The organism is Microbulbifer mixtoriginis (SeqCode) (assembly GCF_052466765.1).
Map to the genome: position 1 here is coordinate 4,151,429 of NZ_CP174289.1, position 25,279 is coordinate 4,176,707.

The 25,279-nt window shown below is 48.1% G+C and carries 19 protein-coding genes, 4 tRNA genes and 2 pseudogenes; 18 read left to right on the forward strand and 7 right to left on the reverse strand.

The window, feature by feature from the left end; translation table 11 throughout:
• The first annotated feature begins 37 nt into the window (after positions 1 to 37).
• The 3 genes from ACJJIV_RS18090 (at position 38) to ACJJIV_RS18100 (ending at position 3,438) form a co-directional block, all read left to right on the forward strand.
• Complete coding sequence (locus tag ACJJIV_RS18090) at positions 38 to 340, forward strand: ComEA family DNA-binding protein (protein WP_252082368.1); 303 nt, start codon at positions 38 to 40, stop codon at positions 338 to 340.
• Between the two features lie 204 nt (positions 341 to 544).
• A complete protein-coding gene (locus ACJJIV_RS18095) occupies positions 545 to 1,423 on the forward strand; it encodes an MraY family glycosyltransferase (protein ID WP_444891726.1) in 879 nt (292 codons plus the stop codon).
• Positions 1,424 to 1,488: 65 nt separating this feature from the next.
• Positions 1,489 to 3,438 (forward strand): polysaccharide biosynthesis protein, encoded by a 1,950-nt coding sequence (locus ACJJIV_RS18100; RefSeq protein WP_444889842.1) that lies wholly within the window; start codon positions 1,489 to 1,491, stop codon positions 3,436 to 3,438.
• Between the two features lie 167 nt (positions 3,439 to 3,605).
• Here ACJJIV_RS18100 and ACJJIV_RS18105 read toward each other — a convergent pair.
• Together ACJJIV_RS18105 and ACJJIV_RS18110 are read right to left on the reverse strand one after the other, a co-directional pair.
• A tRNA-Asn gene (locus ACJJIV_RS18105) sits at positions 3,606 to 3,681 on the reverse strand.
• Positions 3,682 to 3,727: 46 nt separating this feature from the next.
• A tRNA-Asn gene (locus ACJJIV_RS18110) sits at positions 3,728 to 3,803 on the reverse strand.
• A gap of 241 nt (positions 3,804 to 4,044) precedes the next feature.
• Here ACJJIV_RS18110 and uvrB point away from each other — a divergent pair.
• The 13 genes and pseudogenes from uvrB to ACJJIV_RS18175 form a co-directional block, all read left to right on the forward strand.
• Positions 4,045 to 6,051, forward strand: coding sequence for an excinuclease ABC subunit UvrB (uvrB, locus tag ACJJIV_RS18115; RefSeq protein WP_444889843.1), 2,007 nt, complete (start codon positions 4,045 to 4,047; stop codon positions 6,049 to 6,051).
• A 150-nt stretch (positions 6,052 to 6,201) separates the two neighbouring features.
• Positions 6,202 to 6,278, forward strand: a tRNA-Val gene (locus ACJJIV_RS18120).
• A 107-nt stretch (positions 6,279 to 6,385) separates the two neighbouring features.
• A complete protein-coding gene (gene thrS, locus ACJJIV_RS18125) occupies positions 6,386 to 8,314 on the forward strand; it encodes a threonine--tRNA ligase (RefSeq protein WP_444886740.1) in 1,929 nt (642 codons plus the stop codon).
• Positions 8,315 to 8,341: 27 nt separating this feature from the next.
• Complete coding sequence (gene infC, locus ACJJIV_RS18130) at positions 8,342 to 8,881, forward strand: translation initiation factor IF-3 (protein WP_252086004.1); 540 nt, start codon at positions 8,342 to 8,344, stop codon at positions 8,879 to 8,881.
• Positions 8,882 to 9,027: 146 nt separating this feature from the next.
• Positions 9,028 to 9,222, forward strand: coding sequence for a 50S ribosomal protein L35 (gene rpmI / locus ACJJIV_RS18135; RefSeq protein ID WP_020413351.1), 195 nt, complete (start codon positions 9,028 to 9,030; stop codon positions 9,220 to 9,222).
• 36 nt (positions 9,223 to 9,258) lie between these two features.
• Positions 9,259 to 9,618 carry a 50S ribosomal protein L20 gene (gene rplT, locus ACJJIV_RS18140; protein ID WP_252082363.1) on the forward strand — a complete coding sequence of 120 codons (360 nt, stop codon included), beginning with the start codon at positions 9,259 to 9,261 and terminating at the stop codon, positions 9,616 to 9,618.
• Between the two features lie 204 nt (positions 9,619 to 9,822).
• A complete protein-coding gene (pheS, locus tag ACJJIV_RS18145) occupies positions 9,823 to 10,836 on the forward strand; it encodes a phenylalanine--tRNA ligase subunit alpha (protein ID WP_252082361.1) in 1,014 nt (337 codons plus the stop codon).
• A gap of 131 nt (positions 10,837 to 10,967) precedes the next feature.
• Positions 10,968 to 13,343: a phenylalanine--tRNA ligase subunit beta gene (pheT, locus tag ACJJIV_RS18150; protein ID WP_444889844.1), complete on the forward strand. Its 2,376-nt coding sequence runs from the start codon at positions 10,968 to 10,970 to the stop codon at positions 13,341 to 13,343.
• A gap of 130 nt (positions 13,344 to 13,473) precedes the next feature.
• Positions 13,474 to 13,779, forward strand: a complete 306-nt coding sequence (gene ihfA / locus ACJJIV_RS18155; RefSeq protein WP_108733837.1) for an integration host factor subunit alpha — start codon at positions 13,474 to 13,476, stop codon at positions 13,777 to 13,779.
• Positions 13,760 to 14,128 carry a MerR family transcriptional regulator gene (locus ACJJIV_RS18160; RefSeq protein ID WP_152452791.1) on the forward strand — a complete coding sequence of 123 codons (369 nt, stop codon included), beginning with the start codon at positions 13,760 to 13,762 and terminating at the stop codon, positions 14,126 to 14,128. The genes ihfA and ACJJIV_RS18160 overlap by 20 nt, the downstream gene beginning before the upstream one ends.
• 114 nt (positions 14,129 to 14,242) lie before the next feature.
• A tRNA-Pro gene (locus ACJJIV_RS18165) sits at positions 14,243 to 14,319 on the forward strand.
• A 492-nt stretch (positions 14,320 to 14,811) separates the two neighbouring features.
• A complete protein-coding gene (locus tag ACJJIV_RS18170; protein ID WP_444889845.1) occupies positions 14,812 to 15,210 on the forward strand; it encodes a hypothetical protein in 399 nt (132 codons plus the stop codon).
• A gap of 854 nt (positions 15,211 to 16,064) precedes the next feature.
• A pseudogene (locus tag ACJJIV_RS18175) lies at positions 16,065 to 16,220 on the forward strand (hypothetical protein); the annotation flags it as partial.
• 57 nt (positions 16,221 to 16,277) lie between these two features.
• Here ACJJIV_RS18175 and ACJJIV_RS18180 read toward each other — a convergent pair.
• From ACJJIV_RS18180 to ACJJIV_RS18195, 4 genes and pseudogenes are all read right to left on the reverse strand, one after another.
• Positions 16,278 to 16,449: pseudogene (locus ACJJIV_RS18180) on the reverse strand (YtoQ family protein); the annotation flags it as partial.
• A 368-nt stretch (positions 16,450 to 16,817) separates the two neighbouring features.
• Entirely contained in the window at positions 16,818 to 17,273 is a 456-nt protein-coding gene (locus ACJJIV_RS18185) for a nuclear transport factor 2 family protein (protein WP_444889846.1), read from the reverse strand.
• A 197-nt stretch (positions 17,274 to 17,470) separates the two neighbouring features.
• The gene (locus tag ACJJIV_RS18190) at positions 17,471 to 17,707 is read right to left on the reverse strand and encodes a phosphotransferase family protein (RefSeq protein WP_444889847.1); all 237 of its coding nucleotides are present in this window, start codon (positions 17,705 to 17,707) and stop codon (positions 17,471 to 17,473) included.
• A 985-nt stretch (positions 17,708 to 18,692) separates the two neighbouring features.
• The gene (locus tag ACJJIV_RS18195) at positions 18,693 to 19,280 is read right to left on the reverse strand and encodes a hypothetical protein (RefSeq protein ID WP_252082349.1); all 588 of its coding nucleotides are present in this window, start codon (positions 19,278 to 19,280) and stop codon (positions 18,693 to 18,695) included.
• Positions 19,281 to 20,495: 1,215 nt separating this feature from the next.
• Here ACJJIV_RS18195 and ACJJIV_RS18200 point away from each other — a divergent pair.
• Positions 20,496 to 21,545, forward strand: coding sequence for a manganese-dependent inorganic pyrophosphatase (locus tag ACJJIV_RS18200; protein ID WP_444889848.1), 1,050 nt, complete (start codon positions 20,496 to 20,498; stop codon positions 21,543 to 21,545).
• Positions 21,546 to 22,187: 642 nt separating this feature from the next.
• Here ACJJIV_RS18200 and ACJJIV_RS18205 read toward each other — a convergent pair.
• The gene (locus ACJJIV_RS18205) at positions 22,188 to 22,583 is read right to left on the reverse strand and encodes a DUF1801 domain-containing protein (RefSeq protein ID WP_444889849.1); all 396 of its coding nucleotides are present in this window, start codon (positions 22,581 to 22,583) and stop codon (positions 22,188 to 22,190) included.
• A gap of 825 nt (positions 22,584 to 23,408) precedes the next feature.
• Between ACJJIV_RS18205 and ACJJIV_RS18210 the strand changes: the two genes are divergently transcribed.
• Positions 23,409 to 25,226, forward strand: coding sequence for a DUF885 domain-containing protein (locus ACJJIV_RS18210; RefSeq protein ID WP_444889850.1), 1,818 nt, complete (start codon positions 23,409 to 23,411; stop codon positions 25,224 to 25,226).
• Positions 25,227 to 25,279 lie beyond the last annotated feature (53 nt).

Below are 25,279 nucleotides of genomic sequence, written 5' to 3' on the forward strand. Positions count from 1 at the left end.
CAATGTGAAACTAGAACACTTTCACTGGGAGTCGAACATGATTAAAACTCATTCATTACTTTCTTTGCTGTTAGCTATTGCACTTTCATTTCTTTCCTCATCAGTAGTATTTGCCGATGGGGCTGAGAGTGAGCAGCAAGTTGCCTTTGAGGTCAATGTAAACAGTGCATCTGCTGAGGAGCTTGCTGGCAAGCTTCTTGGAGTTGGTGAGGCTAAGGCGCAGTTGATTATCGAGTATCGGGAACAATATGGACCCTTTACATCCTTGGATCAGCTTCTAAATGTCAAAGGGATTGGGGCGGCCACCCTGGATAAGAATCGTGAGCGCATTCGGTTGTAGCTGCTTCTGACTAGCGGTGGATTAAGGTCTTCTTTGCTGAGTGGGTAAGGGGTCTATGTCTACCTATTTGCTTAATCGGGTTAGAGAGAGGGTTCAATCACCCCCTCTGCTGTGAATTTGGCGTCAGCACTTATTTGAGTTTTTAGTGTTGGCGCTATCTCACGCCAATCGTAGAGCATTGAGGAGAGAGGTTTAGTGGATCCGATGTCAGCTTGGTGGCTTCCCTTGCTAGTTGGAGGGGCTCTGAGTTATGGCGTGACGCTTGTCTTGCTGTTGCGCATGCGAAATTTGGCTTTAGATGTTCCTAATCACCGTTCAATGCACAGCGCTCCAATTCCGCGCACAGGCGGATGGGCACTGTTGGCGGGCTGCGGACTGGGCATAGCTGTAGGGCCTGCTTCCCTCCCGTTACCTGTTTATATGTCTTTTGTGTTGCTCCTTGCCGTATCTGCCATGGATGATATTAGGCATGTGGCGGCGAAGGTACGTTTGGCTTTCCAGTTGATTGCTGCTTTGATGGTTGTTCTTGTGCTACCTGTAGGGCTGGAGTGGTGGTGGCTTCCCCTTTTTGTGTTGGGCGGGGCCTGGATGATCAATCTATACAACTTTATGGATGGTATAGATGGATTTGCTGGCAGTATGACCGTGATTGGCTTCTCATCTCTTTGTCTGGCATTCCTCTTGGTGGAAGACTGGGAGTTGGCAGGGGTGTGTGTCTTATTCGTTGTGTGCGCATTAATTTTCTTGCGCTTTAACTGGCCTCCTGCGCAAATTTTCTTGGGAGATGCAGGGTCGACGTGCATTGGCTTGGCGGCGTTTACCTTAAGCTTATTTGGATGGCAGAGAGGGGCCTTTGAGTTATGGTTTCCAATCATTGTTTTTAGCCCTTTTTGGGTGGATGCCAGCATTACATTGTTGCGGCGAATGGCTAGCGGGCAGCGTTGGTGGGAGGCGCATCGAGAACATTTTTATCAACGCTTGGCTATTCGTATCGGGGTGGCAAAAGCGCTTTACCTGCAGCTGATTCTGATGATCGCAGCCTCTGTCCTGGCGTTCACTTTTTCTGCTTTCGCGGCAACTTGATTTCAACGGTCGCTTTTAATTGGCGCCACGGATTGGTTGATTTTTATGTATGGGGTAATCCTGTGATGGGAATTTGGCGAAAGCTGGAGAGGGCTAGGAAGCCGGTTTTGATGTTGCTGTTTGACTTGGCAATGCTGAGTGCTGCCTTTTTTATGGCGATGGCAATTCGATTGAATGGATTAGCTGAAGCCGTAACACTCCCAATGCTGGGTTGCTTGATTATTACGATCTGCTCTAGCAGTTTAATATTTTTAAAGCTTGGCCTTTACCGCACAGTTATCCGCTATATGGGGCAGAAAGCGGTTATTGCTGTGCTCCAGGGAGTTACCGCATCCTCAATTCTGCTTGCGGTTGCCTCTTATTTGACGACCGCAGGTGTCCCTCGCTCGGTTCCCGTAATTTACTGGTGTTTCGCGTTGATAGCAGTAGGGGGGGCTCGGTGGCTCGTCCGAATTTACTATCAAATGGCGTTGGAAATTCATAAAACGCGAGTGGCAATTTATGGGGCTGGTACTGCTGGCCTGCAAGTTTACAAGGCCCTGCTTCACGGTGAGGTCTACAAGCCGGTTGCCTTTTTTGATGATAACACCTCAAAGCAAAAGACCTTGATTGATGGTGTTATGGTCTACTCCCCTTCAAGCATACTTGATGTGGTCGCTGAGCTTGATATTGCTGAGGTGTTGCTGGCGATGCCTGGTGTCCCTAAGCGCCGGCGTCGAGAGATAGCGAGAGGGCTTCGTGATCAGGGGCTGGTAGTCAAGGCTATTCCTGGTGTGGAGGAGCTGGTTGATGCGGCAGGTCGAACCGAGGACATGTCCCAAACCTATGAAAATATTTTAGGTAGAGCTCCGGTGGAGCCTGAGAAGGCTTTGATAGCCGGCTCTATCAGCGGCAAAGTAGTGCTGGTAACGGGCGCTGGCGGCTCTATTGGGGCGGAGCTTTGCCGACAGATTGCCCAGTGGGGCCCGGCTCATTTGGTGTTGGTGGAATCTTCAGAGTATGCGCTTTATCAAATCGAGCGCGAGCTTCGTCAGCAGCAACTGGATGAGGGTTATCAGCTCCGCGTCACAGCCTTGCTTGGTGATGTTCGGGATGGGGTTCGGATGGCCGATATCATTAAAGGCTTTTCGGTTAATACCATTTATCACGCTGCCGCTTACAAGCATGTTCCCCTGGTTGAGCAAAATGTTGTTCTGGGGGCGGACAATAATGTGCTGGGCACGTTGTCGGTTCTGGAGGCCACGGAGGGTTCTAAAGTGGAGCAGTTTGTGCTGATCTCCACCGATAAGGCTGTACGCCCTACGAACGTAATGGGGGCTACCAAGCGTTTCGCGGAGTTGGTGTGCCAGGATTATGGGCGTCGCTCTACTCAAATGCGGGTTTGCATGGTGCGCTTTGGCAATGTGTTGGGGTCTTCGGGTTCGGTGATACCCCTGTTTACGGATCAGATTAATGCGGGCGGTCCTGTCACTGTAACCCATCCAAAAGTAACGCGTTACTTTATGACTATCCCCGAAGCGGCTCAGCTTGTATTGCAGGCAGGCAATATGGGGCGCAATGGCGATGTATTCGTTCTGGATATGGGGGAGCCAGTCCTTATATATGACCTTGCTGAGCGGCTAATTCGGGTTATGGGACACTCTGTGAAGGATGATAAAAATCCTGATGGGGATATTGAGATTCAAGTGTCAGGTTTACGTCCTGGGGAAAAACTCTATGAAGAGCTACTACTCGGTGACAATGTGTTGGGCACTGACCACTCGATGATAATGCGTGCGGAAGAAGAGTTCTTGGAACCTGGGGTCTTGCGGCGATTGATTGCGGGGTTGAGGCAGGCTTGCTTAGAGCATCATTGTGAAAGGGTTCATCAGATTTTGTCTGAGGCGGTAAGTGGTTACACCTCAAAGCAAGGTTTGGTCGATGCTGTTTGGTCCCGGTCTCGCACTGTGAAGCCCCAGATAAAAATGGCCACGGTGGAGCGTCTTCTTGTTACCAGTGAGGGCGGCTTGCACTAGCTTGCCAGGTAAGCTGTTAGGTGAGCTCCTGATTTTGGGGGCTTGTAAGCCCTAGGGTGGAATATAGGTAAAAGCCATTCTGCCCATGGGGTGAGGGAAGTGCGGTGAAGTATGAAGAAGGTGAATAAGAAAAAACCCCGCATAGCATGCTATGCGGGGTCTTTGTTTGGCTCCGCCTGCTGGGCTCGAACCAGCGACCCAATGATTAACAGTCATTTGCTCTACCAACTGAGCTAAGGCGGAATTTAATCTAACTTATAGAGCGCAAATTAAGCTGCGCTTTGAAATTTGGCTCCGCCTGCTGGGCTCGAACCAGCGACCCAATGATTAACAGTCATTTGCTCTACCAACTGAGCTAAGGCGGAATATCTTTTCGGCTGTGCCGTTGAGATGGCGCGTATATTATAGAGCACTCCTGGCGAGGTCAACCCCTTTTTTGATCTTTAACTAATTGATTTGTCAGGAAATTATTTATTTGGCCTGTGCGCAAAATGCCTCAGGTCTGGGTGGGGCGGGGTAGGACGCTATTCTCTTGTATTTGAGGGTGGTATGACGACAGCCTACAATCCGCTGTTGCATGAACGATTGAGTGGTTGAGGGAAGTGTATGGAGTCGCGACCTTTTAAGGTGGAATCTAAGTATCAGCCGGCCGGGGATCAGCCGCTGGCGATCGAGCAGTTATCCGAGGGCATAGATGACGGCTTGAGTCATCAAACACTGCTAGGGGTTACCGGCTCAGGTAAGACCTTCACGATGGCGAATATTATCGAGCGCTTGCAGCGTCCGGCGATAGTGATGGCTCACAACAAAACGTTGGCAGCCCAGCTCTATGGAGAGTTCAAAGAGTTTTTCCCCAAGAATGCCGTCGAATACTTTGTTTCCTATTATGACTACTATCAGCCCGAGGCCTATGTTCCCTCCTCGGATACTTTTATTGAGAAAGATGCATCGGTAAATGAGCACATTGAACAGATGCGCCTTTCTGCCACCAAGGCACTGATAGAGCGGCGTGATGTTGTGGTCGTTGCCACGGTATCGGCTATTTACGGTCTGGGTGATCCCGATAAATACTTAAAAATGGTATTGCACCTGGATCGCGGCGACCTGGTGGATCAGCGCACAATTTTACGCAGGTTGGCGGAGTTGCAATACACGCGCAATGATGCGGATTTCCGCCGTGCAACCTATCGTGTGCGCGGCGATATTATTGATATCTACCCGGCCGACTCCGATTTGGAGGCGGTACGCCTGTCTCTGTTTGATGAAGAGATTGAAGAGATCACCCTGTTTGACCCGCTTACCGGCGAGCAGTTTAAGAAAGTTCCCCGGGTTACCATTTTCCCCAAGAGTCACTACGTTACCCCACGTGAGACCATTGTCAGCGCCATTGATGAAATCAAAGATGAGCTGCGAGTGCGTCTGGAGCAGTTGCGAGGTAATAACAAGTTATTGGAGGCGCAAAGGTTGGAGCAGCGCACCCGCTACGACCTGGAAATGATGCAGGAGTTAGGATACTGCAATGGTGTGGAGAACTATTCCCGCTACCTCTCCGGCCGCAATACTGGCCAGCCGCCCCCCACGCTATTCGACTACCTGCCAAACGATGCACTGCTATTTATCGATGAAAGCCACGTAACCGTGCCACAAATCGGCGGCATGTATCGCGGGGATAGATCGCGCAAAGAAACTTTGGTGGAGTATGGTTTTCGCCTGCCTTCTGCCCTGGACAATCGCCCCCTGAAATTTGAGGAGTGGGAGCACCTGGCCCCGCAAACAGTATTCGTTTCGGCAACACCGGGGCCCTACGAGGGCGACCATGCAGGGCAGGTGGTCGAGCAGGTGGTGCGGCCCACAGGGCTTGTTGACCCGGAAGTGGAAATACGCCCGGCCCAGACCCAGGTTGATGATGCGCTCTCTGAAATTCACCGCTGCGCGGAAGCGGATCAGCGAGTGCTGATTACCGTGCTGACAAAGCGGATGGCAGAGGATCTGACTGAATACTTGGCGGAGAATGGCGTGCGGGTACGCTACCTCCACTCCGATATCGATACTGTCGAGCGGGTGGAGATTATTCGCGATCTTCGCATCGGCGAGTTTGACGTGCTAGTTGGTATTAACTTGCTGCGAGAAGGGCTGGATATGCCAGAGGTTGCCCTGGTGGCCATCTTCGATGCCGATAAGGAAGGCTTCCTGCGCTCTGATCGCTCTCTGATCCAGACTATTGGGCGTGCGGCGCGCAACCTTGAGGGGCGGGCTATTTTGTATGCGGACAAAGTAACCGGCTCCATGGAGCGTGCGCTTGAAGAGACCCGTCGCCGCCGGGAAAAACAGATTGCTTTCAATAAAGAGCACGGCATTACACCGAAAGGGATTCGCAAAAGCGTTGCGGATATTCTTGAAGGTGCTGTGGCGCCCGGTGTACCCAAAAGTAAGCGCAAGGTGGCAGAAGGGAAAGGTGCCTATAAGGTTGACGACAAACCGATGTCCGATAAGCAGCGCTGGGCGCGAGTTGCTGAGCTGGAGAACCAGATGTATGAGCACGCCAAAAATCTGGAGTTTGAATCTGCAGCGAAGCTGCGAGATGAGATTGCCCACCTGAAGGAGGCGGAATAGTTTAGTTGAGGGCGGCTTTTTCGGCTGCCCTCACCGCCATGATAACTTAAAAAAACTCTGCAAAAAGTTCAGTAAGTTGTTGAAAACACTGAAAAGCGGTGCTAAAGTTCGCGCTCTTCGCAGCACTGGGTTCCCCCGCTGCAGAGTTCTAGACCCGTAGCTCAGTTGGTTAGAGCGCTGCCTTGACATGGCAGAGGTCAGCGGTTCAAATCCGCTCGGGTCTACCATCTTCAAAAGGATGGTTGCCCATCTGAATCAATAGTTCCATGAACCACTTCATGGATAGTTTCATGCGGTCTTTGGTAGGGATCGCCACTGAGAGAAAGGACAAACAATGCTCGTTGTTACTCTCCCCGATGGTTCTCGTCGAGAATTTTCCGCTCCGGTTTCCGTGCATGACGTAGCCGCAGATATCGGTCCTGGCTTGGCCAAGGCTGCACTTGCAGGCGTAGTCGACGGCAAAGAGGTTGATACCAGCTATGTCATCGATCGCGATGTCAATCTGGCCATCATCACCGACCGTCAGCCCGAAGGCCTGGAAGTCATTCGCCACTCCGCTGCACACTTACTGGCGCAAGCCGTTAAGCAGCTGTACCCGACGGCCCAGGTCACTATTGGCCCGGTTATCGAAGATGGCTTCTATTATGACTTTGCCTACGAGCGCCAATTTACGCCGGAAGACCTGGAAAAGATCGAAGAGCGTATGGAGGTGCTGGCCAAGGAAGATATTACAGTCAGCCGCCGGCTAATGCCCCGTAAAGAAGCGGTGCAATACTTCCGCGATATGGGCGAAGAGTACAAGGCCGAGATTATCGACAGCATCCCCAGCGACGAAGATATTTCTTTGTACCGCCAGGGCGATTTCGAAGATCTGTGTCGCGGCCCCCACGTGCCCTCCACTGGCAGACTGAAAGCGTTCAAGCTGACCAAGGTAGCTGGTGCTTACTGGCGCGGCGATTCAAACAACGAGATGCTAACCCGTGTTTACGGCACTGCCTGGGCCAACAAGAAAGAATTAAAAGCTTACCTGCGCCGTATTGAAGAGGCAGAGAAGCGTGACCACCGCAAGCTGGCCAAGAAATACGACCTCTTTCATATCCAGGAAGAGGCGCCCGGCATGGTGTTCTGGCACCCAAATGGCTGGACTATTTACAGTACTGTCGAGCAGTACATGCGCCGTCGTCAGCGCGAGTTTGGTTACAAAGAAATCAAAACCCCGCAGCTGGTGGATTTCAGCTTGTGGCAGAAGTCTGGTCATGCGGATAAGTTTGCCGATGACATGTTTACGCTCACCAGTGAAGAGCGCCAGTTTGCCATCAAACCCATGAACTGCCCCTGTCACGTGCAGGTGTTCAATCAAGGTTTGCGCAGTTATCGCGACCTGCCACTGCGTTTGGCGGAGTTTGGCTCCTGTCACCGCAGTGAGCCCTCCGGTTCCCTGCACGGTCTGATGCGCGTGCGCGGCTTCGTACAGGATGATGGCCATATCTTCTGTAGTGAAGATCAGATCCAGTCAGAGGTTTCTGACTTTATGGATCTGCTGCACTCCGTGTACAAAGACTTCGGCTTTAATGATGTTATTTACCGTCTCTCCACTCGCCCGGAGAAGCGTGTAGGTTCCGATGAGAGCTGGGATAAGGCAGAGAAAGCCCTGGCCGATGCGCTGGATGCCGCGGGCCTGCCGTGGGAAGAGCTGCCAGGTGAAGGCGCCTTCTACGGACCCAAGATCGAATTCTCCCTGAAAGACTGTCTCGGCCGGGTATGGCAGTGCGGTACCATTCAGGTGGACTTCTCTATGCCGGGCCGTCTGGATGCGCAATATGTTGCCGAAGATGGTTCGCGTCAGTCCCCGGTGATGTTGCACCGTGCAGCCCTGGGTTCCTTCGAGCGCTTTATCGGAATCCTGATCGAGCATTACGAAGGCGCGTTCCCCACCTGGCTGGCACCACAGCAGGTGGCGATCATGAATATTACCGATCGTCAGGCCGATTACTGTCGTGACTTGGAGGCCCGCCTTGGTTCGCTGCAATACCGCGCCAGTGCTGACTTGAGAAACGAGAAGATCGGCTTTAAAATCCGCGAGCACACGCTCCAGCGTGTCCCTTATCTGCTGGTCATTGGCGATAAGGAAGTAGAGAGCCAGACGGTTGCCGTGCGCACCCGCAGCGGTGAGGATCTGGGAAGCATGACTTATGAGTCTTTCCTTGAGATTCTCGAGCAGGACGTCAGTCGCCGCGGCCGTTTGTCCGAAGATAATGCATAACAACTTGGCAACTGGGAGACCATAGCTATTAAACGAGACACTAAGGGACGGTCCAAAAAGGCCCGCATAAACGATCAGATTGAAGCGTCAGAAATCCGCCTGATTGGCGCTGATGGCGAACAGGTAGGCATTGTCTCCCTGAATGAAGCGCTGGAAGCTGCACAGCAGGCTAGCTTGGATCTCGTTGAAATTGCCCCGGACTCCACGCCGATAGTCTGTAAGATCATGGACTACGGCAAGCACGTATTCGAAGCTAAGAAAGCTAAGAATGCCGCCAAGAAGAAGCAGAAGCAGCAGCAGATCAAGGAAATGAAATTCCGCCCGGGCACCGATATCGGTGACTACCAGATCAAGCTGCGCAACCTCATCCGCTTCCTGGAGGCGGGTGACAAGGCCAAAGTATCCCTGCGCTTCCGTGGTCGTGAAATGGCTCACCAGGAGCTGGGTATGGAAATGATGCAGCGCATCGAAAAAGACCTGGAAGAGCTGGCTATTGTAGAGCAGCGACCCAAAATGGAAGGTCGCCAGATGCTGATGGTTCTCGCTCCCAGCAAAAAGAAAAAGTGAGGTTTGGGGAAGCGATTCCCGGAACCTCCTTTGAGAAGTGGTTGGGCGACGGCTGCCTCCTCACTCTCACAGTGCCGATGGCTCAGGCTGTTGGCAGATACTAAAGGTGCCTGTTATGCAGGCGAATATTCACTTTGGAGTACAAAATGCCGAAAGCAAAGACTCACAGTGGCGCTGCCAAGCGCTTCAAGAAGACGGCTGCGGGCTATAAGCACAAGCACGCTAACAAGAGCCACATCCTCACCAAGATGACCACCAAGCGTAAGCGTCAGCTGCGTGGCACCCAGACTATGAACAAGTCTGATGCCGGTCTGGTCGATCGTATGCTGCGCGCCAAGTAATTGGCCCAAATCGCAAAGGTTTAAGAGGATAGAGTTATGGCCCGTGTAAAACGTGGTGTAGAGGCGCGTCGTCGTCACAAGAAGATTCTGAAGCAGGCTAAAGGTTACTACGGTGCGCGTTCGCGCGTATTCCGCGTTGCCAAGCAGGCAGTTATTAAAGCTGGTCAGTACGCATACCGTGACCGTCGCGTTAAGAAGCGTAACTTCCGCGCTCTGTGGATTACCCGTATTAACGCCCAGTCCCGTGCAGAAGGCCTGAGCTACAGCCGCCTGATCGCAGGTCTTAAGAAAGCGGAAATCGCACTGGATCGCCGTGTACTGGCTGATCTGGCTGTTTACGATAAAGCCGCTTTTGCTGCCGTAGTTGAAAAAGCTAAGGCAGCCCTGGCAGCGTAAGCTGTCACTTCAGTTGTAAAACTGAATACTTAAAATAGGGAAGGGCTGTAGCGGCCCTTCCCTATTTTTTTATGGGGTTTCCGCTATTTTTTACCGGTGGCGGTGCCAGGGGAGCCCCCGCGGTGCAAATGCACCGGCAAAAACAAGCACAAAACTAGGGCCAATCGGCCTCAATCGAAGTTGGATTCAAACGGGAACAGTTCGATGCAAGATTTGCAGTCCCTCACCGAGCAGGCAATGGAGCTGGTGGAGAAGGCCGATGGCCTCGCCGCACTGGATCAGGTGCGTGTTGATTACCTGGGCAAAAAGGGCCAGCTGACGGCACTGCTGAAAGGCCTGGGCAAGCTGTCTGCTGAGGAGCGCCCGGCTGCGGGTGCCAAGATCAATGAAGCCAAGCAGCAGGTGCAGGAAAAAATTAATGCGCGCCGCACTATGCTGGAGCAGGCAGCCATCAATGCCAAGCTGGCTGAAGAGACCATTGATGTCACCCTGCCAGGGCGTGGTGAAGAGCAGGGCAATGCTCACCCCATCACCCGCACCTTAAAGCGTGTAGAAGATTTCTTTGCGGGCATCGGATTTACAGTTGAGAACGGCCCGGAAGTCGAACAGGACTACTACAACTTCGAAGCCCTGAATATTCCCGCGCACCACCCAGCGCGCGCGATGCACGACACTTTCTACGTGGACCCCACCACAGTACTGAGAACACACACCTCTTCCGTGCAGATCCGCACCATGGAGAAAAAGTCTCCGCCGCTGCGCATTATCTGCCCGGGCCGCGTATATCGTTGCGACTCCGATGTGACCCACTCGCCCATGTTCCACCAGGTAGAAGGCCTGGTAATCGGCGAGAACATCAGCTTCGCCCACCTGAAAGGCACCATCGACCAATTCCTGCGTGCTTTCTTCGAAGCGGAAGTGCCAGTGCGTTTCCGTCCGTCTTATTTCCCATTCACCGAGCCGTCTGCTGAAGCGGATATCCAGTGCACCGCCTGTGGTGGTGAAGGTTGCCGCGTATGTTCCGGTACCGGCTGGCTGGAAATTCTCGGTTGCGGCATGGTGCACCCGAACGTGTTTGCCGCCTGCGATATCGACAGTGAAAAATACTCCGGCTTTGCCTTCGGTATTGGTATCGAGCGCCTCGCCATGCTGCGTTACGGCGTTAACGATCTGCGCTTGTTCTTCGATAACGATCTGCGCTTCTTGAAACAGTTCTAGCCCAGTGAGAGCGCGAATGGCTGAGGCGGTTCGCAGTAGCAATCGAATTGTGGAGGCCCGGGTGGCGAAATAAATACCCCGGGCGAAACGCGCACAGAGCTGCGCTGACGGAATACAGAAAGAGATCAACTATGAAAATCAGCAACTCCTGGTTGCGGGAATGGGTAAACCCGAAACTCACCACACAGGAACTGGCCGATCAAATCACCATGGCCGGTCTGGAAGTGGATGGCATAGAAAAAGTAGCGGGTGAATTTTCCGGAGTGGTTGTGGGTGAGATTGTCGCCTGTGAACAGCACCCGGATGCCGACAAACTGCGTGTGTGTAAAGTGGCCGGCCACCCCGACGGTGAAATGCAAGTGGTGTGCGGTGCTCCCAACGCGCGCATCGGAATCAAAATTCCTTTTGCCCTGGTAGGCGCCAAATTGCCGGGCGATTTTAAAATCAAAAAAGCCAAGCTCCGTGGTGTAGAGAGCTTCGGTATGCTCTGCGCACAGACCGAATTGGAACTGGGCGAAGACAATGACGGTATCTGGGAACTGCCAGAAGACGCACCCACCGGTACCGATCTGCGCGAATACTTGCAGCTCAATGACGAAACCATCGAAGTAGATCTCACCCCGAACCGTTCCGACTGCCTCGGTGTTGCCGGTATCGCTCGCGAAGTGGGCGTACTGAATCGTTGCGCCGTTCAGGGCCCGGAAGTTGCCTCGGTACCCCAGCAAATCGAGGAGAGCTTGCCCGTATCCCTGCTGGCGGAAGCGGCCTGCCCGCGCTACGTAGGTCGTGTCATTCGCAATATCGATATCAAAGCCCTAACACCTCTGTGGATGCAAGAGCGTCTGCGTCGCAGCGGCCTGCGCAGTATCGATCCGGTAGTAGACGTGACCAACTACGTCCTATTGGAGCTGGGCCAACCCATGCATGCCTTCGACCTGGAGAAACTCTCCGGCGGTATCAAGGTGCGTATGGCAGAAGCCGGTGAAGAGCTGACCCTGCTGGACGGCCAGGCAGTGAAGCTACAGGAAGGCACCCTGGTGATTGCCGACGAAGAAAAGCCTCTGGCCATGGCCGGTATTATGGGTGGCCTGGATTCTTCCGTTACCGAAGGCACCCAACATATCTTCCTGGAGAGCGCCTTCTTCAGCCCGCTGGCGATAGCCGGTAAAGCCCGATCCTACGGCCTTCACACCGATTCCTCTCACCGCTTTGAGCGCGGCGTAGACTACCACCTGCAAGAGAAAGCGGTTGAGCGTGCTACTCAACTGCTGCTGGATATCGTTGGCGGTGAGCCAGGCCCGGTACACGTGCGCGAGCTGACTGAAACCATGCCCGCTGAGCGCCATATTACCCTGCGCCGTGCCAAGGTAGAGTTGGGCCTGGGTATCAAGCTGGCCGATGACGAAATCGTCGATATTCTTACCCGCCTGGGTCTGGAAAAAATCGACCAGAATGACGAAGGCTGGACCTTCCTGGCCCCCAGCTTCCGTTTCGATATCGCCATCGAAGCCGATCTGCTGGAAGAGCTGGCCCGTGTTTACGGTTACAACCGTATCCCTAGCGAAAGCTTTACCGCCGAGCTGGAAATTGCCCCGCGCCCGGAGAGCACCATTGCCCAGGACAATCTGGAGCAGACCCTACTGAGCCGCGGCTACTACGAAGCGATCACTTTCAGCTTTATTGATAGTGACAGCGCTGCCCTGTTTGACCCGGAAGCCGACCCGGTGGCTCTGCAAAACCCGATCAGCGCAGAGCTGGCGGTGATGCGTACCACATTATTGCCGGGCCTGTGTAAAGCCTTGCAGTACAACCTCAATCGCCAACAAAACCGCGTGCGCCTGTTTGAGACTGGCCTGCGCTTTGTACCTGGCGCGGAGCTGCACCAGGAGCAGATGATCGCTGGTCTCGCCTACGGTAACCGCTTTGCGGAAAACTGGACGGGCAGCAAAGACAGCGTGGATTTCTACGACGTGAAAGCCGACGTGGAAGCCCTGCTGGCTCGCACCGGTGTCGCCGATGAATTCCGCTTTGTTGCCGGCCAACACTCCGCACTGCACCCCGGCCAAACCGCCAAGATTATGCGCGGTGACCGCGAAGTTGGTGTTATCGGTGCCCTGCACCCGCAGCTGCAGAAGAAGCTGGATCTGGCCAAGCCGGCCTTCGTATTCGAGCTCAGCCTGGAAGCGATCGGTCAGGGTAAAGCCCCGGCATTCCGCCCGCTGTCCAAGTTCCCGGAAGTGCGCCGCGATCTGGCCCTGCTGATCGACGCGGATGTTCCCGCCGCCAGTTTGGTGGAAGCTGCCACCGAGGCCGCCGGTGAAACCTTGACGGACCTCAAGATATTTGACGTCTACCAGGGCAAAGGTATTGATTTAAATAGAAAAAGTGTCGCTTTGGGGTTGACGTTTCAGCATTCGTCGCGCACCCTTAATGACGAAGAAATCAATGCCGCTGTAGATGCGGTGGTCGGTAAATTAGAAGAAAAATATAACGCTAGTCTGCGCTAACAGGGCATGATGCTCTCGGTGTGCAGACTGAATTGCACCCCGAGAGCGTCTGCTTCCGGGTTGAAAGCCGCCGCGGTTTGGGCCGCTTCCGATCTGGAGTCGACGCCTCTGAATCAATTGGTAGGATCCAATGACAGAGGCACTGACCAAGGCCGGGCTCGCCGAGAAGTTGTACGAGGAGCTGGGCTTTAATAAGCGCGAAGCAAAAGAGATCGTCGAGTATTTCTTCGAGGAAATCCGCAATGCGCTGGAAAGCAACGAGCAGGTCAAGCTCTCGGGCTTTGGCAATTTCGACTTGCGCGACAAAAGCCAGCGCCCCGGTCGCAACCCCAAGACCGGCGAGGAAATCCCCATCTCAGCCCGCAGGGTAGTCACCTTCAAACCAGGGCAAAAACTCAAGACACGAGTAGAGGAACATGCTGGAACCGAGCAATAATGCTCAGCTACCTGCAATCCCCGGTAAGCGCTATTTCACCATTGGTGAAGTGAGCGAGCTGTGTGCCGTGAAGCCCCATGTACTGCGCTACTGGGAGCAGGAATTCCCACAGCTGAAGCCCGTTAAACGCCGCGGCAACCGCCGTTACTACCAGCACCAGGACGTTATTATGGTGCGCCAGATTCGTGCGCTACTCTATGAAGAGGGCTATACCATTGGAGGAGCCCGCCAGCAGATAGAGACCGGTAGTGAAAGGGCAGAAGTGGTGCAGTTACAGCAGGTGCTGCCGGAAGTGATAGCGGAACTCAAAGATGTGGTGGCCCTGCTGGATGGGAGAAAGAATTTCTAAAAAACTGTAAACCTGGGCTTGCAATCCAGCCGCACTCAGGTATGATTCACGCCACATCGAGACACGATGTCTTTAAAAATCAATCACTTAGCGAAGTGAGCGATTTTTCAAAATCGGAGCGTAGCGCAGCCTGGTAGCGCACCACACTGGGGGTGTGGTGGTCGTCGGTTCAAATCCGGCCGCTCCGACCATATATATCGTTGTATAACAACGGCCAAAAAACCCGCTTTTTAGCGGGTTTTTTTGTGGGTGGAATTTTCAGTAATTTAGCTGGAGGGAATGTCAGTTGCTACCCATACGGCGCATCTCTTTAAAAAACTGAGAAGAGAAAAAAACAATATTTATCCGCAAGGCTTGATAGTCATCAATCTCGACAGGTTGAGCTAGATCTAGAGGCCGAGTTGTTTCTAGTCGCTAATGGCCTCAGCCTTGGCCCATCAATATTTTCTGCAGGTGTCCAGAAATTATCCGGTAAATGGCGTTAGAAGCTATTAAATAGTAGCTGTTGGAAAGCTTCCGCTCCCTCAATGTTACAAATTATCTGCAGTGCTGGGCGTTCCACTAAAGTATTCAAAAAAATAGAGAGTTATAAAAATATGTACGTAAAGAGTTTCGTTTTGGTCGCAATAGCCATATTTACTTCTGCCTGTGCTAGCCGGTACCTAGAGCCGCAGGAGGGTGAGTTGGCCGCTTTGGAGATGCCAGTAAAACACGTAAAGGTAGGTATCGGAGCAAATTCATCAATTTATCTTTTTGCAATTAAGGAAGAAGGAGCCAGCTGTGGGAAAGTTTTCAAACCGCTGGAACCTAAAAATCGGGGAGATAAAACAGTTACCGTTAATATTCCAGCTGATCGTGAAATATTTGTAGCCAATTCTTCAAGCATAGGGAGCTATTCGTTTTGTAATGTTGCTGGTTCATTTAAGTCAGCTCAAAATAAGAATTACAAGCTTACTTCAGCGCCAATTTTTGGTGGCTGTGGTATCGTGTTGTTTGAATTGGATGGTGACAAAGTTAAAGCCGTAGAATTGGATGATGCAAAACTTGATAATTTAACTGGAACAAAAATTTGTGCTGGATAAAGACCTGAAAAAATATGCTAAGAGAGGCACTTTTTCGCCGCAAATTTTGTGTCGGATACTTCAAAAACCACTATACCTAAAGAGCCTTTTAGATAAGCGTCATGGCCAAGAAAGTAGTTGAGTCAGGTGTTAAATAAGAAGATGACCGAAAATAGAAAGAAACCCAAAATCTGAAAACATAGGAAAGTTTATGGGGTGTGTCGATTGCTGCGTTAATTGGAATTTTTCTAACTTTGGAGGTTTCCTGTGCCACTTCAGAAATATTTTTCCTATTTTGGATTGAGTTATTCTAGGGATAGTTCTTGGTAGTTTTGTTAGCCTGGCAATAAGCGCATTCAGCGTTAAGCAAATTCAGGGCATCCAAAGATAAAGAAAGGCATTAAAATAAGTACAATAATTAGATTTCTGCCTGATCATGGTTATTAAAGGGTAGGAAAAGCGCGGTTATGCTAGAATATCTAGGCCATCTTGGAAATACTGAGCTTCAGTACGCGGGAGGAATGGGAATCGGTGTGTGAATTTAGAATACTTAACCTTGTTGAAATCAGGGGGAGGCTACTGGCAATCACGCATATCCTTTGTCTTCAAAAAATCGCAGACATATCGAACCATCTCATCTGACCCTAAGAAGCCTCTAAAGCGACTCTCAAAATTTCGGTTGAGATAGAGCCAGTGCTTGGGAGAGATACCAAGCCGATCTAGGATAGGAGACGTATTTCCGGCAACACAGCCTCATTTTCTGGGACCTAAATGCCGACCACTCCAGTCCATCAACTCCAAATAGTGATCCAGCCGAAAGGGGAAGCCCTTTAGGCATATTCAAGCGCTAACCGCCCAATCAAAACTACAACCAGTTCCTCTATTGGTACCGCAAGCTATCTGAACAAACTTCGGTGCCTAATACCCCTGACTTTGTTCCCATGGGTATCAAGTCCCCCACAGCCACTACGGGAAATCTGGGTATATTGGATTTCTCTAATGGGATAAAGCTGAAGTTGATACCCGTGTAGTGAGTCAACCTGGTCAGGTGTTTGTGCCCAAGCTTCAGCGACACCATCAACCACTTTTTACGCATGTACCAGTGATTGATTATGCAGAGTAATATAGGGTTTACCAAGCGCTGTGCAGTATCCAGCATCGAACGCTGCATTCCATTTTTATATTTTTACCAAAGCGAATAATAGGCAGGCCACAATTTTCAATGTGGTGTTTAATCCGTATTGCGTTGACCTTGGCAGACTTATGATCTCGTCAGAAGGAGTTAGCTTCCACGCCAGGACCATCGCCAGCGGTATCACTGGTATCGTGATTGGTCACGGCAGAGAAGAAAGCGATTTCCAGTCACTGCTTATTGCAGCCTTCGATTATCTGGGCTCTCCAGTCAGAGTGGATTTGCCCAGAGAGATATACTTTCAGTTTTATAGTTGAGTTACTTAATAGTGGTAAACAATAGAGTTTGATACTTAGGAAATGACTTACAGTACGATTTTGACTTGAGAGGAGGGGACTATTGATTGAGTCAATTAGGATATTTGAATGCGTCATTAGCGCTGAAGTATAAGACCAAAATCCCTTTTGGCTCTTACTTATTGGTGGTTAAGATAGCCCTATGGTTTAAACACTACATTTTCTGGCACATTTCCAGATGGAAGTCTCGTAGAGTGCAATTGTGAGATGAGCCACTTTCCTTTCACTTTCTTTAGAATAGCGCTTTCGAGCCAATAAACATCCTGGCTCTCATTCTTTTTAGCAAAATTGGCCTTATTCCAATAGTTGATTGTGACTAGGTCTGGCATCTCATCAAAGTCAATAATACTAAAGTAATTGGTTCTAACAGTATCTGATGGCTTTGCTACCTTAATTAGATCTTCAATCGTCCATACTTCACCATGTTCGAGCAAGAGAAAAGATTCAGTTACGGTGCCTCTCATACGCTCATGGTCTACATCGGATAGGTAATTTAGAAGGTTCTCGATAGTTTTGAATGCTTCAGGCTTCTCTTGCGCCTGTGCGTTACCGATTGTCAAAACAAACAACATCAATGTAAAAAAAATATTTCGCATAAGTTATTTTCCTAGTTTTTAGAGGTTAATTATTAGTAACGGAAGTGTTGATTTTACAACATTTACTTCATCAAGTGTCTAAACTCCTTAAGGTGAGGGAGGCTATAAATGTTAGGCGAGTTCCGGTCGGAGCAGGTTTTCGTTGATGCTGTCTATTTTTTAAGCAAAAAATTTGTTTTTGGGATCTCAGAGCCCCATTATACGGCATACCAGAGTAGGTTTAGATATTTGTACACTCTGCGCCAATGTTCTCCGGCCGGATTACGCCTAAGATACAGCTCGAGCAAGGATTGTTGCTGAATTCTGTTGAGCTGATGTTCCTCAATGATTACGGCGAGATCATAGAAGCGATCGCCCATAGCCGCGTATTCCCAATCAATGGCATAAAGCCGCCCGGTCTTTTCAGTGATGAGATTTCCAGTGCTTAAAATCATTATGGCAAAGAAAGAACCTACTACTTAGCTGTTCCGCGGCAGCAATATGGGAAGAAATTGTTTGGTAAAGCTGTACTAGTGTGGGGTAGAAATTTGCTTGTTCATTAATCGAGCTCCAATAATGATCAGTTTTAAAGGATATATCCAAGTGGGCATCAATTTCGGGGAGGTAGTGGATTTCATTAAGTAAATTGGCAACCTATTCCGGAGCATTGGCATCACTTCCATTCCAAGGTGCGCTTCACAAAGCGGGTAACTTGGTATTGATATGCTGGGGCACTGTAAACTAAAGGAGCGTATAGCCCGGTACTGTTTGAACTCACAAGGAGGTAGGTCTCTGTTTGTCGGTTTAAATCTAGAGCACAGCTGTATTGTGAATTGATACGTAGAAGTAATAGCTCTTGGTTTGCCTTGAGTGGGAATGTTTGGTTCGTTTGCCCCTGTAAGCCGTCTGACCACAATGTATTTGGATGGGCTCCATAGGGCCAGTCCTGGGGAAGCATAACGTAGAACTAATATCTTTGCCGGTTGATTAATTAATTGAAGCTGAATCTTATCAAATATTGTAGGCCATTCTAGAGGCACGTAATAGTGATGAACTTAATTTCAAAAATAAAATTTGGGTGAGTAGTGTGTTTTAAATTGCGAGTCTTGATTGAAAATAGGGCTGGAGGTTTATTCTTGTGATAAGCAATATTCTTCAAAGTATGATTCTTTTAGGGAGAATTTGATTCATGAAATTAGTAATTGTGGTCCGCATTACAGCTCTCAATTAAAATAAGGTGTGTCAGATTTGTCCTGAATTAATACAACTAAAACTGCCTAATGCTAGGCGTGCCCAATTCAAAACCGGAATCCGGCACTATTACAGCTGGCGATCTGTTCTCCAGATCGCCGAGAGAAATAATCTGCCTATAGCTGACTAGCTCACGCAGAATTTTGAACATCCTTGCAGATGCCCACTTCACCTTTTAGTCGATAACGATTAAGAAAAGGTGACTGCACGCTCATTCAGATCATAATACTGAGTATTAACCTTAATCTTTACAGAGCTACCGGTAGCATCAAACCAGCCGAGGTACCCGGTAACCTCTAGGCTTTTATGGGTAGTGGCCATCGCCTCACGTAAACGCTGGGCCCAGGGCCTTAACTTCTCACCATCATAACCTGACCCGCAAGCGCAGAGATGCAGATCGACAAAATTGCCAGGCAAACCCTCTTTAACCAGCGTGCCCGCTAGCTGCGTGGGAGTATAGGTTTTCCATACTCCGCCCTGCCACGACTCTACCCCTCTATCGAAAACTTTTGCTTGTTTATTCTTACCACTATTGCGTTGCGCACCAATTTGCTTGCCATCGCCACCGCCGGTACCATGAGCAACAATATAAAGAGTGTCACCAGATTTGAGGCTACTGAGACACTTGTCTATCCAGCGGTACATAGACTTACCAATACCAGATGTTACCTTGTTGGCAAGAATTTGATTCTTCGGAATATCCCATGCACTCGCCATATTCTCAGCAAACTCTAGCATTTCATCACTGTTTACCGGGAGGTAAATGTACTTTGCCATTTTTTACACTTTGTTATTATTACAATGTCAAAATTATAACACCAAGCCTTGCAGGGTGAATTATTCAGGGCACCCAAAAATTGGAGAAAAGTCTCAGTTTTGCGACAAGCATCGGTTCTGGTGGCTATTCATATCTGAATTGGAAGGATAGGTGAAATTTTAAGAACTTGTATTTAGGCTTTAGAAAACTTCACTTTGTGGTAATAAGTCAGAAATCGTAGTGTTGATAGATTGGAGCAGGGTTAAATTAGCAAAGAGGAAACTCCGATAGTGGATCAAACCATGTCCCCTATGTTTATTGAGCTTGCTGCACGAATGCATAGTTGAATCAAAGTGTAATCAGGGTGTTTAGGCGTATTTGTGGTATTGGCCCTGATTGTGTTTAGGTCTACATAGCCCATGCTGGCCGCGATAACGCTTTGTAGCCTTAGCGATTCACAGTGATCGAGTATGCTGCCCTGGGTTATCGTTGTGCCAAGTTCGAGGCCTTAAATAGCTCCAGATAGCGAAGAATCACTTCGATATCTGGTCAGGTCAGCCTTTTTGTCGATATAAAGTACGATATGGTAATGATTACTCATTACGGTATAGGCTACGTTACTAAGTGTAAAATCTGATGCCAACCTATTCATAGGCGTTTCAATTCACTGGTATTAGGCGTAGGGGTAAATGCACTATAAGAGAGTGTTACACCAAGAAATATTTGGATGATTCTGGGCCGAGTCCTTGGTTATTCTCATATTGGTATGGATAAATAGCAGGTGTTTTATTAAATTTTGTCAGTAGGGTTGGCGGTTTAGGCTTTATATTTGGTGAGTGTTGAGAAGTGTCCTTAGGTTATTTGGTGTCAATACTGAAAGTGGGTGAAGTAGCTAGAATTTCGAGGGAATACGTTTATTTGTATCCACATGCGACAAATAGAGCCAGTAAAGTTAAGCTGTAGTTGGTTTGTCCGCTAAGTGACTATACCTTGTCTATAGTACGAACTGCTTACCTCTTTACTCAGAGGGCTTCGATAGTTTATCGATCCGCTTAAGATATAATGAGTGAATGAATGTGATGGACGGATGTTAGTCATGCCATCAGTTAATTTAAGGTTTCTATTAATCTGTTAGCAAATGACTGTGGAGGATGCCGGTGAGATTTCTAATCTCATGCCTGTCAATACTAGGTGATCACCGCCCAATAGACTTCCCTGGTCTGCTTTCGAGAGCCTTGTTTTTTTCACTCAGTTGGGTTGTTGGCGCTTCATTAGGTGCGCAGGAAATCAGTTCCTCAGACCTGGGGCAAGATACGCCTACTACAGATGTTGCTGCTGATTATCTGAGGAAGGAGTTAAAAGGCACCCAGAATTTGGTTTGGACCGGACATAAAATACCCGATACTGATTCCGTTAGCGGGAGCTTGCTCTCAGCCTTCATTTATGGTGGTAAGCCAGCAATTCCCAGTAAAATCAATCCGGAGACTCGCTTCGCCATTAAACAATGTGGTGCTGAGGAGCCCGAAATAATTGAGAATTTCTCAGGAAAGACCGTTGGATTGGTGGATTTTAACCAAGGCACTCAATTGCCAACTGGCATTGATCCAGACTTAATCGTAGCAATAATCGACCATCATGCGATTGGTGGATCGCCAATTAATATTCCAAATGTAATCAGTATAGAGACTAGGCCATGGGGATCGAGCGCGACAATTTTAACTGATCATGCCCAGAAGTTTGCTATTGAATTACCAGTTCATCTGGCGTGTATGGGGTTGGCTGCAATTCTTTCGGATACGGTTAACCTGACATCACCTACCACAACCGAGTACGACAAAGTCTATGTAAAAAAATTGGCAAAGAGAGCTGGTATAGATGATGTAGATAAGTTTGCAGAGCGGATGTTGCTAGAGAAATCAGATCTGGGTGGGTTTTCCGCCAAGGATATTATTTTACTTGATTTTAAAGATTTTGAGTTCGGAGGAAAAAAAGTTGGCATTGGTGTTGCTGAAACGCTGACAGCTCAGCAGTTAATCAACAGAAGGTATGAACTGAAGTCTGCCATGGGCGAGATAAAAAAAGAGAAAGGTATCGATCACTTGATCTTCGCAATTGTCGACACTCGTGAAAATAAATCTTATCTACTTTGGAGTGACACCTCAGACAAAGATCTTATTATCTCCGCTTTTGGGGACCAGGTAGTAGATGACATGGTTGTTGCTAAAGGGGTGATCTCGCGAAAACGCCAAATTGGCCCAGCAATTCAAAGAGCTTTAGAGAATTGAAAGATTGACTGATTTATTGAGTTCTCTGAAAAGATTATATTCCTGCGATGCCCATTTTGGGCGAGGATCAAATTAGGTGTAATCATTATCAAGAAAAAAAATACCAAGAAAGTTGGAATAAAGCTGGCCTATACCAGATGTGAGGCTTTACTACGATTCAAATAATGGAACGCCTTTGATTTCACTGACGAAACGATGATCGTGATTGAAATAGTTACAGACTGGCGAACACAGCGAGAGTCTTTTGAGTCGTACTCAACTAGATAAAATAAGCTGTGTGAGAGATGATACTTTATCTGTTACAGCCGATAAAATATTGCAATAAATTTTTACTTGCCTCAGGATAATCATCCCCATTGCGTCATTAAGAACTTGTTTTATAAATCTTTCGTTAAAGTAAAGGTGAGATCCTGTGTAGATAGAATCTGAGCGTTATCTACATTGTTCAAAAGCTGCACGAGTGAATAAAAAATTGTTAATTACTTTTGGTTTTCTTTAGTAGGCTATTATTCAGTTTAAGCCCAAAAGGCTGGGGTTGAACTCCGGTGTTTTTATGTGTTGAAATTTCAATTTGGCGACAAAACCATAAAATCGAGTATTAATCTCAAACTATACTATGTTTAGCAACATGCGTACCCTTACTCATATTATGCGTAATAACTTCCCTTTTCGTTTGACGATATTCTTGTAATCCCACTGAATTACCTTTGATTTTTTTAGCCAGCGTTTTAGATCAGTTGTATTTATCTGCATTGCCTCTGTATAACGAATAGAAGCATCTTTAAATTTTCCTGTCCCTTGTTCGAGCTTAGGTTCGTCAAAGTCTATACCGCTCCAGAACATCAGGCGAATACAGTCTTTGAGTTTACTGTATCCTACAATTGGATTGCCCTCTAAAAACCATACAGGGTGGCCATGCCAAATCTTACTTTCAGCTTTTGTCAGGCCATTATCAATTAGCTGTCGTAAAGTATCGCATATCAGCAGCTCTTCACCGACCTGTGCTGAATTAAAATCATCGATCGTTTCATATTTCATGGTTATCAATCTTTCAACCTCGTCCAGCTCTAACGCCGATTTCAGATATGTCTAGAGTAGCGGTGTTGAGGTATTTTTTATAAGTGGTATATACATATTAAAAAAATGTTAGATACTATCATCCTTAAGCATCTATTCTAGCATCTAGAGCTTGGTTTAGAGGGTGAAATCTGAACCAATGTTGATCAGTCGTTATCTATCATCTGTCAAGGGTAAAAATATTTGCCCCTTGTATCACCTGATTCTTAGTATCTTAAGTCCCAAAACATATCGTTACACTTATCGAGATTACCGGAGTCACAAATATACGGGGCTTGGTACAGGGTGCGTCAATCCACAAAGTAAATAAAGAGCCAGTTGCTCCACGCTTGATACAATCCCAAGGTATTATGGTATCTATCGCAATAGATCAAATAAAACCTAATTTCTAAATCTGGGGAGAGTGAATTTTCTAGGCGATGATGGCATTACGAATATTCGAATTGTAGTTGGTGATGGTACCAGTAATAGTTTTCGCTGACCAATCACGATAGTTCTCTAGTTTTTGACCTCCAGCAGTTCTTGAGTGATTTGTTGGCAGAATAGCGTGGTGATATGGTGGTTTTCGCAGCTGGAATCGAAAGGATGGTGGAAAATCCTTACTTGGTAATATTTGAGCTACTTTGGTCTTCAGGCCTCTCTGAAAGCCATTGTTCTGTCATGATCTATCTACAATGTGCATCTTATCGCTTTATTCGGTTTGTTTGACGCATTATCTAGAGCTAATGGTTGTGCTTTGTTTAAGGGCATAGTGAAAATAGTGGCACAAATTAGGAGGATCTAATAATGATAAAAACAACAGCCAAGTGGGTTGGCGGGATACTATTGCTTGGGATGGTTGCAATCTCGGTCTTTGCCGTCAATGCAATTTATTTTAAACCATGGTCTATCAATGTATATTTTGAGCGAGCCTTTATAAAAATTCAAAGTACCAGCCCGGAAACACTTTCAATTTTCCGCATACTGGAACGATTTGGGATTGATGGCCATAATGCCCATCTTGATGATGTTTCTGAAAAGATGAAGCAACATGAGATACAGATAGTTAAGGATGAACTATCTACTTTAAGGAGCTATGACAGATCTAGTCTCAATGACCGGCAGGCAATTTCCTATGATATTCTGGAGTACTACCTGGAAAGTCTAGTAGAAGGGGAGCGCTGGAGGCATCATAATTACCCTCTCAATCAAATGTTTGGTGTGCAAAATACTCTTCCGGAGTTTCTTGTTGAGTTGCATCAAATTAACAATGTCAAAGAAGCGGATTATTATCTCTCCCGCTTAAGTGAAGTAGATAGAAAATTTTCTCAAGTATTGGATGGGTTGAAAATTCGGGAACAGAAAAAGATCCTGCCTCCACGCTTTGTAATTGATCGTGTGTTAAGCGAAATGCAAGGGTTTATTAACGTTCCGGCGCATGAAAACATACTTTATACCTCTCTGGAAAATCGCTTGGATACTCTTGAAACTTTACCAGATCAAGAGCGTACACGTATCCTTGATAGAGGAAAAATATTAATTGAAACAGATGTCTATCCTGCGTACGCAAGCTTGATCGCTTACTATCAAGAATTACAGTATAAGGTTTCAGAGAATAATGGCGTTTGGGCTCTCCCGGAAGGTGATGAATTTTATGCCTATCAAATACGTATTCATACCACTACAAATCTGACTCCCGATGAACTGCACAATACGGGCTTGATGGAAGTAGAACGTATAGAAGACGAAATGAAACAGATCTTTGCTTCTGTAGGTCTTGATACGGGAAGCATTAACTCCCGTTTCTCCGCTATAAATAATGATCCTCGGTTTCTTTATGAAAATTCAGATAAGGGCCGTGAGCAAATTATCAAAGACTATCAATTGATTATCGATGAGATTAACGCAGGTATTGACGATTATTTCAACATAAAACCAACTGCGGGCGTTGAAGTTAAGCGAATTGCAGGGTTCAAAGAACAAGGCGCACCGAAAGCATACTATATGCCCCCGGCAATTGATGGGTCTCGCGGAGGGGTGTTTTATGTAAACCTGCGCGATGTCCATGAAACAAAGAAATTTACCATGCGAACTTTAGCTTATCATGAGGCAATTCCAGGGCACCATTTTCAAGAGGCAATTGCAAAAGATTTAGAGGGATTGCCTACTTTTCTTAAAGCCGTATCAAATACAGCTTATGCGGACGGCTGGGCTCTTTATACAGAGAAGCTAGCCAAGGAGATTGGTTTTCAAGATGATCCCTATGATGATCTTGGGCGATTACAAGATGAGATGCTTCGTGCTGTTCGTTTAGTGGTAGATACCGGTATACATCACAAGCGCTGGAGTCGAGAAGAGGCAATTGAATATATGGTGAAAACGACCGGTTTTCCGAGAACTGAAGTCACCACTGAGGTTGAGCGCTACTTCGTGATGCCGGGTCAGGCTGTAGCTTATAAAACTGGTATGTTAAAGATATTGGAGTTGCGAGAACGTGCTCGTCAAAAGTTAGGGAGTAAATTTGATATACGTGAATTCCATGATGTGGTACTAACTAATGGTGCCGTACCGCTGATGCTGTTAGAGCAACTTGTTGACCGCTGGATTGCTACTAAGAAAGTCTAAGAGAGTTAATAAAGAGGCATTTCAAGCGGTATCATTTGCTATTAAGAGTGAGC